Raw genomic sequence first — 13,855 nt, forward strand, 5'->3', positions numbered from 1 at the left:
AAATCATCCGCGAAGAGGTCTGGCGCTCCATCATGCGCCAGATGTGACGCGCCTCCGCGTGGACGCCCGCATTCCATTCCTTTGTGATCGGCTGGCCTCCGGCTCTGCCCGGCCGGAGGCACCTGGCGCTTGATAAAAGATATATCTCTTGATAGATATGTCGTATCAAAGTTATTACGCAGGAGAATCCGATGCGTGGAATGCATTCACACAGGCATCATGGATGCCGGCACGACTGGGCCATTGCCGCCGCGCGCGGCTCTTTCGGTGGTGGTGGTTTCCGCGGCGGGCGCGGCGGAGGCGGTCCGTTCGGCCGTCATCGCGGCGGGCCTTTCGGCGGCCGCGGCGGGCGGATGTTCGATTCGGGCGCGCTGCGCCTGGTCGTGCTCGGTCTGATCGCGGAAGAGCCACGCCACGGCTACGACATCATCAAGGCGCTGGAGGCCCGGTTCCAGGGCGCCTATAGCCCGAGCCCCGGCGCCATCTATCCGATGCTCCAGATGATGGAGGAAGCGGATCTTCTTTCTTCCGAGACCACCGGGAACAAGCGGCTCTTCTCGATCACCGAAGAGGGGCGGGTCTATCTCGACGAGCACCGGGAGGAACTCGACCGCATCAACGCGCAGCTCGACGCGGCCTCATCGGAGATGCAGGATGTGGCGCTGGGGGAGGCGCTGGGCGCTCTGCGCCACGAGCTTTTCCGCAAGATGCGCAGCGGCGAGCTGGATGCCGAGCAGGCGCGCAAGGCTCTGGAGATCCTGAGGCGGGCGCTTGACGAGCTGAACAGGTTGTAAGACCAGACCACTCGCCAGTGGCGGGCCTTCAGCCGCGCGAACGGCGGCGTTCGCGGCGGCCGGCACCGGCACTTTCGGCGCCGCTCTGGTTCGCCGCCTTGTTGCGCATCGGGCCGACGCGGGCTTCGATCTCCTGCACGCTGGGGCGGTGCGCCTTGGCGTGACTGTCGAGCGCCTTGCGCATCGCGGCAAGATGCTCGAAGGACGTGCCGCAGCAGCCGCCGACGATCCTCGCCCCGCCGTCGATGGCGAGGCGTACATAATCGGCCATCAGCTCCGGCGTGCCGGAATAATGGATTTCGGTCCCGCGGAATTCCGGAATGCCGCAATTGCCCTTCACGATGATGGTGCTATCGGGCTTCGCTTCGGACATGTCGAGCAGGGCCGCCAGGATGTCGGGCGCACCGACGCCGCAATTGGCGCCGACGGCGAGCGGCTTCTCCTCGATATCGTCCACCACGCCGTGGATGTCCTTCGGCGCCAGGCCCATCATCGTGCGGCCGGCGGTGTCGAACGATCCCGTATAAGTGTAGGGGAGGCCGACGCGCACGGCGGCTTCCGCCGCGGCGTGAATCTCCTCCGGCGCAGACATGGTCTCGATCCAGGCCACGTCCGCGCCGCCTGCCTTGAGCCCCTCCATCTGCTCGACAAAGGCTTCCACGGCCTCCTCGTAGGTCATCGCACCGAGCGGCTGCAAAAGCTCGCCCGTTGGGCCGACGGAGCCTGCCACGATGACGCGCCGGCCGGCACGATCGGCCACGCCGCGGGCAATCTCGGCGGCCTTCTTGTTCAGTTCGAACACACGGTCCTGCGCGTGATGCAGCTTCAGCCGCTGGCGCGTGCCGCCGAAGGAGTTTGTGAGGATGATGTCGGCGCCCGCATCGACGAAACCCTGATGCAGCGCCTCGATCTTCTGCGGCTCGGTCTCATTCCAGAGCTCTGGCGCCTCGCCGGACTGGAGGCCCATCGCGAAAAGATTCGTTCCCGTCGCGCCATCGGCGAGGAGAACGCCTTTTTCCGCCAGCAGCGCGTCAATCGGATTGTGCATGGAAAAACCTTCGCAGCTGATGCGGTCGTCATTGGAATAACGATATAAAGAAGTCTTTATATCAGGTCAAACGAAATGCAGCCGCAGCGCCGCCTGAGCGGCGAACCGGTCAGGTCTGACCTAGGGTGATTTGAAAGGGATCGGATTTCCAAAAAAGGCAAAACCGCGTTCTCCGGTGAAGAGGAACGCGGTCTTAAACGCACTACTCTGCGCCCGCCGCTTACCGATACGCTGCGAGGGCGGCCGCTCCGGTACGCGAGACCTTTTCCGGAGTCGGGGAGGCTTCGATGTCCGCCTCGTCTGCTGTTTTAGCCGGACATCGTTACCGGGAGGTTAGCAAGTGCTTGCACAATCCTTAATTCCGGATTTTTTGCGGCAGAAAGTTGCTCTGCCGGGCTTTTCGGGAGCTCAACTCTTCTCCACGGCCGCCTTGCCGCGCAGGAATTCGATGATGCCCGAGAAATCCTTGCCTCCTTGGCCCATGGCTTCGAAGATCGCGTAGATCTGTGCGGCCTCCGCTCCGAGCGGGGTCGCCGCGCCCGCGCCTTGCGCGGCCTCCTGGGCCAGTCGCAGATCCTTCAGCATCAGGCTCGCGGCGAATCCCGGCTGGTAGCCGCGATTGGCGGGGGAGGCGGGCACCGGCCCCGGCACCGGGCAGTAGGTGGTGAGCGACCAGCACTGGCCGGAGGAGGTGGAGGCCACGTCGAAAAGGGCCTGGTGCGAAAGCCCCAGCTTTTCCGCCAGCACGAAGGCTTCGCCGACGGCGATCATCGAGACGCCGAGAATCATGTTGTTGCAGATCTTTGCGGCCTGACCGGCGCCATCCCCGCCGCAATGGACGATGCGGCCGGCCATGGGCTGAAGCACCGGTTCCGCAATGGCGAAGGCTTCGTCGGAGCCGCCGGCCATGAAGGTGAGCGTGCCCGCTTCCGCGCCGCCCACGCCGCCCGAGACGGGCGCGTCGATCGACAACAGGCCGTGCTCGGCGGCAATCGCGTGCGCCTTGCGTGCCGACGCCACGTCGATGGTCGAGGAATCGATGAAGAGCGTGCCCTTAGCCGCCTTCGGCACCAGGTGCTCGTAGACGGAGAGCACATGCTTGCCCGCGGGAAGCATGGTGATCACCACCTCCGCCCCCTCGATCGCCGCCTCGGCGCTCGTGGCCACATCCACCCCGTTGCCGGCGGCCTTGTCCAGGCTTTCGGGAACGAGGTCGAAGCCCTGCACCTGGTGCCCGGCCTTGACGAGGTTGGCGGCCATCGGGTTTCCCATATTGCCGAGGCCGATAAAGGCGATGGTGGTCATGTGTCTCCTCCGAGCTGAGGCGGTAGGGGAATAGGGTGGTGAGGCAGAGAATGAGCGAGGGCCGCCGAGGCGTGTCGATGTTCAGGCATGGAGCGCCAGCGCAGCAATCGAAACGACTGTCCCAAACCCTACCGCCCTCCAACCAAATGCCGCGCGATGATGACGCGCATGATCTCGTTCGTGCCTTCCAGGATCTGGTGCACGCGCAGGTCGCGCACCAGCTTCTCCAGTCCGTAGTCGTGCAGGTAGCCATAGCCGCCGTGAAGCTGGAGCGCATCGTTGGCCACCTCGAAGCAGGTGTCGGTGACGAAGCGCTTGGCCATGGCCGACCATTTGGGGGCATCCGGCTCCCTGGCGTCCAGCTTGGCGGCGGCGGCGTAGAGGAGCTGGCGCGCGGCAGCGAGGCCGGTCTCCATGTCGGCGAGCTTGAACTGCAGTGCCTGGAAGCGGTTGACCGGCTGCCCGAATGCCCTTCGCTCGGCCGTATAGGCGAGCGCCTTCTCATGCGCGGCCTGGGCGCCGCCCAGGGAGCAGGCGGCGATGTTGAGCCGGCCGCCGTCGAGGCCGGCCATGGCGATGCGGAAGCCGTCGCCCTCGCTGCCGAGCAGGTTTTCCGCCGGCACCCGGCAATCCTCGAAGATCACCTGCCGGGTCGGCTGCATGTGCCAGCCCATCTTCTTCTCGAGCGGGCCGAAGGAGAGACCCGGCGCATCCTTTGACACCACGAGCGCGGAAATGCCCTTCGGGCCTTCCTCGCCCGTGCGCGCCATGACCACGTAGAGGTCCGACACGCCGGCGCCGGAGATGAACTGCTTCGTGCCGTTGAGGACGTAGTGACCGCCGGACTTCTGCGCCCGCGTCTTGAGTGCCGCGGCATCGGAGCCGGAGCCGGGCTCCGTCAGGCAGTAGCTCGCGAGCCATTCCATGGATGTGAGCTTCGGCAGGAGCCGGCCGCGGAGCTCCCCGTCGCCGAATGTATCGATCATCCAGGCGGCCATGTTGTGGATGGAGACGAAGGAGGAGAAGCCGGGGCAGGCGGCGGCCAGCGCCTCGAAGATCAGCACTGCGTCGAGCCGCTTCAGCCCGGAGCCGCCATATTCCTCCGAGCAGTAGATGCCGCCGAAGCCGAGCGGCCCGGTCTCACGAATGACATCGACGGGAAAGTGGCGCTCCCGGTCCCATTCGAGCGCGAAGGGCGCCACGCGGTCGGCCGCGAAGCTTCGCGTCATCTCGTAAATGGCGCGCTGATCGGAATTGAGCTCGAATTGACCGGATTCCTCCCCGGCTGTCATTCTTCTCCTCCCAAGAGTCTTCCTCGGAGTGCGAGTTTAGTGCATTGGGTTGCGCGCGCAATGCAAGGTTCCGCACAGGGGCTGTGCGCTTCGGAAGGAGGGCGGATGGCGCGTGCCGTCATGCTGCAGGGAACGGGTTCGGACGTGGGCAAGACCGTGCTCGTCGCGGGGCTCTGCCGCGCCGCGCGTCGGCGCGGGCTGAAGGTGCGCCCGTTCAAGCCGCAGAACATGTCCAACAATGCCGCCGTCGCGGCCATTCCAGGCGAGGAGGCGGAGGGCGAGATCGGCCGCGCGCAATGGCTGCAGGCGCTCGCCTGTGGCGTGGCGCCGACGGTGCATATGAATCCTGTGCTGCTCAAACCGCAGAGCGATATCGGTGCGCAGGTGGTGGTGCAGGGCAGGGTGCATTGCGAGGCGAGGGCAAGGGATTACGGCGCACTCAAGAAGCACCTGCTTTCCGCAGTGATGGATTCCTGGGAGAAGGTGGGCGAGGGGGCAGACCTCGTGATCGTGGAGGGGGCCGGTTCGCCGGCCGAGATCAACCTGCGCGACCGCGACATCGCCAATATGGGCTTTGCCACGCGGGCGGATGTGCCGGTCATCCTCGTGGGCGATATCGACCGGGGCGGGGTGATCGCCGCACTCGCCGGCACGCATCTCATCCTGCCCGAGGAGGACCGGGCGATGGTGGAAGGCTTCATCATCAACAAGTTCCGCGGCGATCTTTCATTGTTCGATGAGGGGCTTGCAGCCATCACCCGCTTCACCGGCTGGCGTCCCTTCGGCATCGTCCCCTGGCTCGCCGAGGCGGCGCGGCTGCCGTCCGAGGATTCGGTCGTCCTGGAGCGCTTGAGAGCCGGAGATGCGCCGGGCCTGAAGGTCGCCGTGCCGATGCTGTCGCGGATCGCGAATTTCGACGACCTCGATCCGCTCAGGGCCGAGCCCGGCGTGGAGGTGGTGTTCGTGCCCCCCGGCCGTCGGTTGCCTGAAGATGGGTCGCTCGTGATTGTTCCGGGTACCAAGTCGACCATCGCCGATCTCGCCTTCCTGCGCCGGAACGGCTGGGACAGGGACATTGCGGCACACCGTGCGCGCGGCGGCGCGGTCGTGGGGCTATGCGGCGGTTACCAGATGCTCGGCCGGCGCGTTCTGGACCCGCAGGGAATCGAAGGAAATCAGCGCGAGGCTGACGGGCTGGGCTTCCTCGACGTGGAAACGGTGATGGCGCCCGAGAAGGCCGTGCGCAATGTGGAGGCGCGCTCGGCCCGCTACCCGGTGCCTCTTTCCGGCTACGAGATCCATCTGGGCGAGACCACGGGGCCGGACTGCGGTCGCCCGGTGGCTTTTATCGGCGATAGGCCCGACGGCGCGATGTCGCCCGACGGCAGGGTGTTCGGCACCTATCTGCACGGACTCTTCGGAGCGGATGCCTTTCGCCGCGCCTTCCTGGCGGAGTTCGGCGTCAGGTCCACCGGCGGGTATCGCGAGCAGGTGGAAGCCGCCCTCGACGCCATCGCCGGCGATCTGGAGCGGCATCTCGATTGCGACGGGATCTTCGCCGCGGCGCGGTAGTATCTGTCCCGCAAGGGGAGAGGTGCCGCCACGTCCTATTCCTCCGCCGCCTCGTGGGCTTTCGGCCAATAGGTGCCGACGGACCAGATATTGCCCTCGGGGTCGCGGCAGATGAACTCGCGGCTGCCATAGTCGCGGTCCACCGGGCCCTGGAGGATTTCCGCACCTTCCTTCACCGCGCGCTCATGGACGAGGTCGACATCCTCGACCGCGACATAGGTGGATTTGCCGCCGTTCTCACCGGGGCCGCCAACCATCGCGCCATAGGCGTCGTCCGCCACCTGGCCGAGCATGACGATCGAGGAGCCGAGGGCGAGCTCGGCATGCACGACGGTGTTGCCTTCGCCGTAACGGGCATGGATGGAAAAGCCGAACACCTTGACCAGCCAGTCGATCATGGCGGCGGGGTCGCGATAGCGGAAGGTCGGGTAGACGCGCGGCGGCTGGATGGCAACGGATTTGCTCATGATGCACTCCTCAGCAGGAAGAGACGGCACAGGCTGCCTTCCACCAACGGTTTACCGCAGCAATCGTTGCTGCGAGGGCGTAACCGTCGCATCCTACACCTCCCTGGCCGGACGGGTCATCCGTCCTTGCAGCGCATGCTGCAGGTCGGGTGCAGCGTCGACCAGGGCCCTGGCCGGCTCGGTCTCCGGGCGCGAGAGAACGGTCGCGGTGTTGCCCCGTTCGACGATCCTGCCTTCGTGCATCACCATCACCGTGTCGGTGACGGCGCGAGCGACGGTCAGGTCGTGGGTGATGAAGAGATAGGCCACGCCGAGCCGGTCGCGGAGGTCTGCGAAGAGGTCGAGGATCTGGGCGCGGATGGAGACGTCCAGCGCGGAGACGGGCTCGTCGGCCACGATCAGCTTCGGTTTGGTGATGATTGCGCGGGCGATGGAAAGGCGCTGGCGCTGGCCGCCGGAGAATTGGTGCGGGTATTTGCGCATGTCCGCGGGTGCCAGTCCCACCTGTTCCAGCGCTTCGGCCACCAGGTCCCGTCGGCCCGCCGCATCGGGCTTCTGGTCGAGCAGATGCAGGGGCTCGGCCACCAGCCACTCCGCCTTGCGGCGCGGATCGAAGGAGCCGTAGGGATCCTGGAACACCACCTGCATGTTGCGGCGGGCGGAGCGCAGCGCTTGCTCGCCCTTCCCGCTAATCTCTTCGCCCATGAAGCGGATGGAGCCGGCCGTCGGCCGGTCCAGCGCCAGGACCATTCGGGCGAGCGTGGATTTCCCGCAGCCCGAACGGCCGACCAGCGCCATCGACCGGCCGGGTTGAAGCGCGAAGGAGACATCGTCCACCGCCCGGAAGGTCCCCGGCCGGGAGAAGAGGGAGGCGCGCCGCACCGGGTAGTCGCGCGTGAGGCCCTTCACCTCCAGGAACGGTGCGGCCGGGGCGGCAGGCTGCTGCGGCCCTGCGCGTGCGGGCACGTGAGTGGAAGCCTCGGCCAGGCGCCTCGTATAGGGATGCGCCATTTCCGTCAGCGTGCGTGCGGTCTCTCCCGCCTCCATCACCTCTCCCCGGCGGATGATGGTGACGCGGTCGGTCATCTCCGCGACGACCGCGAGATCGTGCGAGATGAGGAGCAGGCTCATGCGGTTCTCGTCCACGAGTTCGCGCAGGAGTTCCAGGATCTGCTTCTGCAGCACCACGTCGAGAGCGGTGGTCGGCTCGTCGGCGATGAGCAGCTTCGGTTTCAGCGCGCAGGCGATGGCGATGACGACGCGCTGGCGCTGCCCGCCCGAAAGCTCGTGCGGATAGCGCGTGAGGGGGAATTTCGCCTCGGGCAGGCCCACGCGGTGGAGCATCGCGCGGGCGCGCGCCTCCGCATCGGTGCGGTTCGCGCCCGTATGCCAGCGGATGCCTTCGGCGACCTGCTCGCCGATGGTCTTCACCGGGTTCAGCGCCGTCATCGGTTCCTGGAAGACCATGCCGATGTCGTCCCCGCGCAGCCGGCACATGGCGGCTTCGGGTGCCGCGAGGATATCGATGCCGTCGAAGGCGACGCGGCCGGTCGCCTCGGCTCCATGGGGCAGGAGCTTCATGACGGTGAGCGCCGTCATGGACTTGCCGGACCCCGATTCGCCGACGAGCCCCATCACCTCACCGGGCGCGATCGAAAGATCGATATCCTTCAGGATCGGTGTGCCGCCGATCCGAAGCGACAGGTTCTCGATCGCAAGAAGGCTCATCCTTCGCGCCTCAGCCGAGGGTCGAGCACGTCGCGCAGTCCGTCGCCGAGGAGGTTGAGGCCGAGCACGGTGACGACGATGGCGAGGCCCGGGAAGAGGGCGAGATGCGGTGCGACGGCAATGCGCGTCTGCGCATCGAAGAGCATGCGGCCCCAGGAGGGCATGGGCGGCTGCGCGCCGAGGCCGAGATAGGAAAGCCCGGCTTCCGCCAGGATGCCGAGCGCGAACTGGATGGTACCCTGGACGAGGAGCAGGCTCGCGATATTGGGCAGGATGTGCTCGACCGTGATCAGCATCTTGCCCTTGCCCGCGGCCCGCGCGGCCAGGATGAATTCGCGCGGCCAGAGCGCCAGCGCACCGGCACGGGCGATGCGGGCGAAGACGGGCACGTTGAAGATACCGATGGCGATGATGGCATTGATCGCGCCCGGACCGAAGATCGCCGTGATCATCACCGCCGAGAGCAGCGACGGAAAGGCAAAGACCACGTCGTTGGCGCGCATCAGCATCTCGTCGGCCCAGCCGCCGCGCGCGGCCGCCCACGTACCGAGCGGTACGCCGAGGCCCATGCCGATCCCGACCGCCACGAGGGCGACGGCAATCGAGTTGCGCGCGCCGATCATGATCATCGACAGGATGTCGCGCCCCATATGGTCGGTGCCGAATGGATGGGCCAGCGACAGTCCCTGGAGCCTGTCGGCGACCTGCAGGCGCGTGATGTCGTAGGGTGTCCAGACGAAGGAGACGAGCGCCATCAGCGCCACCAGGGACGTGATCGCAAGGCCGATCAGGAAGGAGCGGTTGTCGAGCGCCTTGCGCAGCACATGCCGCTCGGGCACCGGGGTGAAGACCGGGTCGAGGCTCATCGGCCAACCCTCAGGCGCGGATCGACGACCGCGTAGCAGAGGTCGACCAGGAAATTGATGAGGATGACGCTGGCCACCAGCAGCATCACCACGCCTTCCACCACGATCAGGTCGCGCTGGCTGATGGCCTGGAAGATGAGGCGTCCGAGGCCCGGCAGGTAGAACACGTTCTCGATGATGATCGTGCCGGCGAGCAGGAAGGCGAATTGCAGGCCGAGAATGGTGAGCACCGGAATCATCGCGTTGCGCAGCGCGTGCCGCCACAGCACCATGCGCCGGGGCAGGCCCTTGGCGCGGGCGGTGCGGATATAATCCTCGCCCAGCACCTCCACCATGGCCGAGCGCGTGACGCGGGCAAGGATGGCGGCTTGCGGCAGGGCGAGCGAGATCGCCGGCAGGACGAGCGCCTTCAAGGCCCGCCAATGGCCGCTCCAATCATCGCCCCAGCCGGGAAAGCCGCCGGCCGGCACCAGGCGGAGCCCCACGGCGAAGACGTAGACGAGAAGAAGCGCGAACCAGAAATTGGGCACTGCCACGCCCACCTGCGCGACGCCCATGGTGACGGTATCGGCGGCGCGTCCGCGCCGGGAAGCGGCGAAGACACCGACCGGAAGGGCGATCGCCGTGGAGAGCGCCAGCGCGATCACGGCAAGCGGCAGCGATACGGCGAGGCGCTCCGCCACGAGGTCGATCACCGGCGAGGAATAGGTGATGGAGCGCCCGAAATCACCCACGACCATGCCGCCGAGCCAGTCCAGGTAACGGGTGGACACGGGACGGTCGAGGCCCATTTGGCTGCGCAGGCTTTCCAGCGCCTCTGGACTGGCGTTCAGGCCGAGCATGATGCGGGCCGGGTCGCCGGGCAGGATTTCGAGCACCGAAAAGACGACCAGCGACGCGGCGAGAAGCGTCGCAAAGGCGATGAGGAGACGGCGGAGGAGATAGGCCGTCATCGAACCTGCCCCGTTGCCAATTGGTTTCGCCGGCGCTCCTCCACACCCCCTCTGGCCTGCCGGCCATCTCCCCTCAAGGGGGAGATTGGCTGTCGCAGTTCGTTTCGCCAGTCATCCGCGCTGCAGAAGAGGCACTGAAGCAAGCGGACGGCGCAATCTCCCCCGTTGAGGGGGAGATGTCCGGCAGGCCAGAGGGGGGTCATCCAGTGCAGGAATCCGGCCTCAAAAGAACAACGCACAAAGCGCCCATCAATCCACCCAACGCACCTTCGTCAGGTCATTCGCCTGGATCGGCATGTTCTCCCACATGCCCTCGAGCTTCGCGTCCCACACGCCGACCTTGGGAAGCTGGAAGAGGAAGACGTTCACGGCGTCCTCGGTGAGGATGCGCTGCGCCTGCCCATAGAGCTCGTTGCGTTTCTCCCGATCCGTCGTCGCATCGAGTTCGGCCATCACCTCTTTGAATTTCGGGTTCTGGTAGTCGAAGTAGTAATCGTCACGCGCGTAGATGTTGATGTCGTTGGGCTCGGTGTGGGAGACGATGGTGAGGTCGTAGTCCTTGTTGGTGAAGACCTGCTCCAGCCATTGGGCCCATTCCATCGGAATGATCTCGAGGTTGATCCCCACCTCGCGCAGCTCGGATGCGATGATTTCGCCGCCAAGGCGGGCGTAGGGCGGCGGCGGCAGCTTCAGGGTGGCTGAGAATCCGTCGGGATAGCCCGCTTCCGCCAGAAGCGCCCTGGCCTTTTCCACGTCGTGGGGATAGGTGCCGGTGAGGTCCACATAGGCCGGGTTTGCCGGCGAGAAGTGCGTACCGATCGGTACGCCGTGACCGCTGGTGGCGCCTAGGATCACCTCGTCGCGGTTGACCGCGTGGGAGATCGCCTGCCGGACCTTCAGATTGCCGAAAGGCTCCTTGCCGTTGTTCATGGCGAGGATCGTCTCGCCCTCCGTGGCGCCGATCACGACCTCGAAGCGGGGATCGGCCTCGATCTGCGGCAGCGCATCGCCCGCCTGCATGTTGGGGAAAGCCTGCACGTCGCCGGAAAGCAGCGCGGTCACGGAGGCGGCCGCGTCCGGGATGAAACGGAACTCGGCCTTCTCCAGCGCCGCCGGCTCGCCCCAATAGTCCGGATTCTTCGACATGGTGACGGAAGAGCCCTTGGCCCAGCTGTCGAATTTGAACGGCCCGGTGCCGATGGGGTTCTCCTTGTTGCCGCCGGCCGATTCGGGCGCCACGATCACGGCGTCGCCCCAGCCCATATTGTAGAGGAAGGAGCCCTGCGGGTGCTCGAGCGTGACCTTCACCGTGGCAGGGTCCACCACCTCGACGCCGTCGATCGCGGAGAACAGCACTTTCTGCGCGTTGACGGAATCCTCTACCATGGCACGCTCGAGCGTGAATTTCACGTCCTCCGCGTCGAAGGTCGTGCCGTCATGGAATTTGACGCCCTCGTGCAGCTTGAACGTGTAGGTCTTGCCGTCCTCCGAGATTTCCCAGCTTTCGGCCAATGCGGGCAGCACGTCACCGCTGGGGCCGATGCGGGTGAGCCCTTCGAAGATATTGGCATAGACGATCTCGTCGATCGCGGCGGCCGCACCCGCCGTTGGGTCGAGATGCGGAGGCTCGAGCACCACGCCCACCACCAGGTCCGTGCGCGCGCTCAGCGCAGCAGTGCCCGAGGCGGCCAGGATGGCGGCTGCGCCCAGCAATCGTGCAATCGTCTTCATTCCGTCACTCCCCACGTCCGGCACCGCTTTGCAGGTGCATGTTGCCGGGCCGATTGAAGCGCGAATCGGAGGGCGAGTAAATCGGCTTGGTGCTGAACTTCGGCGGGGAAGCGGTGGCGATTCACCCCTCACTTGCGATTTCTACGGGCTTAGCTTCGCCAAACCCGAGAAATCGCAAGTGAGGGGGAGTCAGCTTCACCCGATACCTCTCAGCAGCGTATCCAGGCTCATCGCCATCACGGTCGCCGATTCCAGCATGTCCTCGATCCCCACCCATTCGTCCGGCCGATGCGCGAGGTCGAGGACGCCCGGCCCGTAGGCCACGCAATCGTGCAGGTGGCCGATGCGGGCGACGTGCTTCTGGTCGTAGGTGCCGGGCGAAATCACGTAGTCAGGCTCCCTGCCGAAGACTTGGCGGATGGCGGCGGCGAGCGCCTGCGGCACCGGTGCACCGCGATCCGTCATGGTGGGCAGCACCTCCATCAGGTCGCGGAGCGAATAGCTGAAGCGCGGGCGCTCGCGTTTCAGCCGCTCCAGGATCGCGACCACCTCGCCCTTCACCTCCTCGAGGCTTTCCTCGATGAGGAAGCGGCGGTCGATCACCAAGCGGCAGGAATCGGCCACATTGGGGGAGGGGAGGCCCGGAAAGAAATCCTCCGTCTGGCCACCATGGATGGAGTTGATGTTCATGGTGGAGCGGCGCGCGCCCTCGGGCACCACGGGCATCTCCGTCCGCTTGCAATCGAGGGCGGGGTAAAGCTCTTCCTCGAAGGCGTGGAGCACCGCCGCCATGTGGCGGATCGCAGAATCGCCGAGGAAGGGCATGGAGCCATGGGCGATCGAGCCGCCGGTCTCGATCTCCGCCCACCACACGCCGCGATGGCCGAGACAGATGCGGTCCTTGTTCAGCGGCTCGGGGATGATGACGTGATCGACACGGGGCCTGGAGAAGAAGCCCTGCCGTGCCAGATGCGCCACGCCGCCATAGCCGCCGGACTCCTCGTCCACCGTGCCGGAGATCTCGATTGCTCCGGGGAAATCCGGATGGACGGCCATGAAGGCGTCGACCGCGATGATGGAGGCGGCGAGCCCGCCTTTCATGTCACAGGCGCCGCGGCCGAACACCTTTCCGTCCCGCACCACGCCGGCGAAGGGATCGACCGTCCAGCCCTCTCCGGCCTCCACCACGTCGATATGCGAGTTGAAATGGACGGTCGGGCCGGGCCGCCGGCCTTCGCGCCGGGCGACCACATTGGTCCGCGGATAGCGGTCGCTGTCGCCGGGCGCGCCTTCGCCGCGGATGAGCCTCGTTTCGAACCCGCGCGCGGCGAGCTTCCCGTTCAGGTATTCCGCGCAGGGCGTGTAGGCCTCGCCGGGCGGGTTCACGGTGGGAAAGCGGATCAGTTCGACCGTGAGCGCGACAAGCTCTTCCCTGCGATCACTGACGGCTTTGGCCAGATCGTCGTTCATGGGGCCATCAAGCCGGGATTCTCCGCGCTTGGCAAGCCGGTGAAAGGGCGAGCTCCGCAACACGTCTTGGCTAAGAGTCGGTAAGCTGCCAATGCTCTACCTTATCGGGAGATTACAAGGAAACTTAATCTCCAAGTTGTATCTCCATGGCAGAGTTCGGCGCGATTCGCGCTGGGGACAGTCGAGGTGAAACATGAAAAAGCTGATTTGGAGCGTCGTCGCCGCGGCGGCCGTCACCACCTTCCTTGCCGGAGAGGCGTTCGCGGGCAATCTGGAGGCAAAAGTGAGCCTGTCCAAACAGGTCATGACGGTCAAGAAGGGCGGCAAGGTCCTTTACCGCTGGCCGGTCTCGACGGCGCGCAAGGGCTATGTCACGCCGCGCGGCAGCTGGAAGCCGACGCGCATGCACCGCATGTGGCACTCGCGCAAATACGAGATGGCGCCCATGCCGCACGCGGTCTTCTACCATGGCGGCTACGCAGTCCACGGCACATCCGCCGTGAAGGCGCTGGGGCGCCCGGCCTCGCACGGATGCGTGCGGCTCCACCCGGACAACGCAGCGCAGTTCTATTCGCTCGTGCAGAAGATCGGACCGGCCAACACGCGCATCGTCGTGACGGAGTGAGGAT

General features: G+C 66.0%; 12 protein-coding genes. 3 read left to right on the forward strand and 9 right to left on the reverse strand.

Annotated features, from left to right (window positions below):
• Positions 1-191 precede the first annotated feature (191 nt).
• Positions 192-794: a helix-turn-helix transcriptional regulator gene (locus PVE73_RS11130; protein ID WP_277366994.1), complete on the forward strand. Its 603-nt coding sequence runs from the start codon at positions 192-194 to the stop codon at positions 792-794.
• Positions 795-822: 28 nt separating this feature from the next.
• Here PVE73_RS11130 and bmt read toward each other — a convergent pair whose 3' ends face one another.
• The 3 genes from bmt to PVE73_RS11145 form a co-directional block, all read right to left on the reverse strand.
• On the reverse strand, positions 823-1,842 hold the full coding sequence (gene bmt, locus PVE73_RS11135) for a betaine--homocysteine S-methyltransferase (protein ID WP_277366995.1): 1,020 nt from the start codon (positions 1,840-1,842) through the stop codon (positions 823-825).
• A gap of 408 nt (positions 1,843-2,250) precedes the next feature.
• Complete coding sequence (gene mmsB, locus PVE73_RS11140) at positions 2,251-3,147, reverse strand: 3-hydroxyisobutyrate dehydrogenase (RefSeq protein ID WP_277366996.1); 897 nt, start codon at positions 3,145-3,147, stop codon at positions 2,251-2,253.
• A 128-nt stretch (positions 3,148-3,275) separates the two neighbouring features.
• The gene (locus PVE73_RS11145; protein WP_277366997.1) at positions 3,276-4,439 is read right to left on the reverse strand and encodes an isobutyryl-CoA dehydrogenase; all 1,164 of its coding nucleotides are present in this window, start codon (positions 4,437-4,439) and stop codon (positions 3,276-3,278) included.
• Positions 4,440-4,544: 105 nt separating this feature from the next.
• Between PVE73_RS11145 and PVE73_RS11150 the strand changes: the two genes are divergently transcribed.
• The gene (locus tag PVE73_RS11150; protein WP_277366998.1) at positions 4,545-6,011 is read left to right on the forward strand and encodes a cobyric acid synthase; all 1,467 of its coding nucleotides are present in this window, start codon (positions 4,545-4,547) and stop codon (positions 6,009-6,011) included.
• A 35-nt stretch (positions 6,012-6,046) separates the two neighbouring features.
• On the opposite strand, the gene PVE73_RS11155 is transcribed toward PVE73_RS11150, so the two are convergent.
• The 6 genes from PVE73_RS11155 to PVE73_RS11180 form a co-directional block, all read right to left on the reverse strand.
• On the reverse strand, positions 6,047-6,478 hold the full coding sequence (locus PVE73_RS11155; protein ID WP_277366999.1) for a VOC family protein: 432 nt from the start codon (positions 6,476-6,478) through the stop codon (positions 6,047-6,049).
• A 93-nt stretch (positions 6,479-6,571) separates the two neighbouring features.
• Positions 6,572-8,206, reverse strand: a complete 1,635-nt coding sequence (locus PVE73_RS11160; protein WP_277367000.1) for a dipeptide ABC transporter ATP-binding protein — start codon at positions 8,204-8,206, stop codon at positions 6,572-6,574.
• Entirely contained in the window at positions 8,203-9,072 is an 870-nt protein-coding gene (locus tag PVE73_RS11165) for an ABC transporter permease (RefSeq protein WP_277367001.1), read from the reverse strand. Before PVE73_RS11165 ends, PVE73_RS11160 begins: the two co-directional genes overlap by 4 nt.
• The gene (locus tag PVE73_RS11170; RefSeq protein ID WP_277367002.1) at positions 9,069-10,025 is read right to left on the reverse strand and encodes an ABC transporter permease; all 957 of its coding nucleotides are present in this window, start codon (positions 10,023-10,025) and stop codon (positions 9,069-9,071) included. Before PVE73_RS11170 ends, PVE73_RS11165 begins: the two co-directional genes overlap by 4 nt.
• Before the next feature lie 249 nt (positions 10,026-10,274).
• On the reverse strand, positions 10,275-11,756 hold the full coding sequence (locus tag PVE73_RS11175) for an ABC transporter substrate-binding protein (RefSeq protein ID WP_277367003.1): 1,482 nt from the start codon (positions 11,754-11,756) through the stop codon (positions 10,275-10,277).
• 195 nt (positions 11,757-11,951) lie between these two features.
• Complete coding sequence (locus tag PVE73_RS11180; protein ID WP_277367004.1) at positions 11,952-13,226, reverse strand: acetylornithine deacetylase/succinyl-diaminopimelate desuccinylase family protein; 1,275 nt, start codon at positions 13,224-13,226, stop codon at positions 11,952-11,954.
• A 193-nt stretch (positions 13,227-13,419) separates the two neighbouring features.
• Between PVE73_RS11180 and PVE73_RS11185 the strand changes: the two genes are divergently transcribed.
• Complete coding sequence (locus PVE73_RS11185) at positions 13,420-13,851, forward strand: L,D-transpeptidase (RefSeq protein WP_277367005.1); 432 nt, start codon at positions 13,420-13,422, stop codon at positions 13,849-13,851.
• Positions 13,852-13,855 lie beyond the last annotated feature (4 nt).

This window comes from Chelativorans sp. AA-79 (genome assembly GCF_029457495.1).
In the GTDB taxonomy this organism is placed as follows: domain Bacteria; phylum Pseudomonadota; class Alphaproteobacteria; order Rhizobiales; family Rhizobiaceae; genus Chelativorans.

Coding starts and splice junctions, on each gene's coding strand:
- PVE73_RS11130 (WP_277366994.1), top strand. CDS start 192: ATGCGTGGAATGCATTCACACAGGCATCATGGATGCCGGCACGACTGG.
- bmt (WP_277366995.1), bottom strand. CDS start 1,842: ATGCACAATCCGATTGACGCGCTGCTGGCGGAAAAAGGCGTTCTCCTC.
- mmsB (WP_277366996.1), bottom strand. CDS start 3,147: ATGACCACCATCGCCTTTATCGGCCTCGGCAATATGGGAAACCCGATG.
- PVE73_RS11145 (WP_277366997.1), bottom strand. CDS start 4,439: ATGACAGCCGGGGAGGAATCCGGTCAATTCGAGCTCAATTCCGATCAG.
- PVE73_RS11150 (WP_277366998.1), top strand. CDS start 4,545: ATGGCGCGTGCCGTCATGCTGCAGGGAACGGGTTCGGACGTGGGCAAG.
- PVE73_RS11155 (WP_277366999.1), bottom strand. CDS start 6,478: ATGAGCAAATCCGTTGCCATCCAGCCGCCGCGCGTCTACCCGACCTTC.
- PVE73_RS11160 (WP_277367000.1), bottom strand. CDS start 8,206: ATGAGCCTTCTTGCGATCGAGAACCTGTCGCTTCGGATCGGCGGCACA.
- PVE73_RS11165 (WP_277367001.1), bottom strand. CDS start 9,072: ATGAGCCTCGACCCGGTCTTCACCCCGGTGCCCGAGCGGCATGTGCTG.
- PVE73_RS11170 (WP_277367002.1), bottom strand. CDS start 10,025: ATGACGGCCTATCTCCTCCGCCGTCTCCTCATCGCCTTTGCGACGCTT.
- PVE73_RS11175 (WP_277367003.1), bottom strand. CDS start 11,756: ATGAAGACGATTGCACGATTGCTGGGCGCAGCCGCCATCCTGGCCGCC.
- PVE73_RS11180 (WP_277367004.1), bottom strand. CDS start 13,226: ATGAACGACGATCTGGCCAAAGCCGTCAGTGATCGCAGGGAAGAGCTT.
- PVE73_RS11185 (WP_277367005.1), top strand. CDS start 13,420: ATGAAAAAGCTGATTTGGAGCGTCGTCGCCGCGGCGGCCGTCACCACC.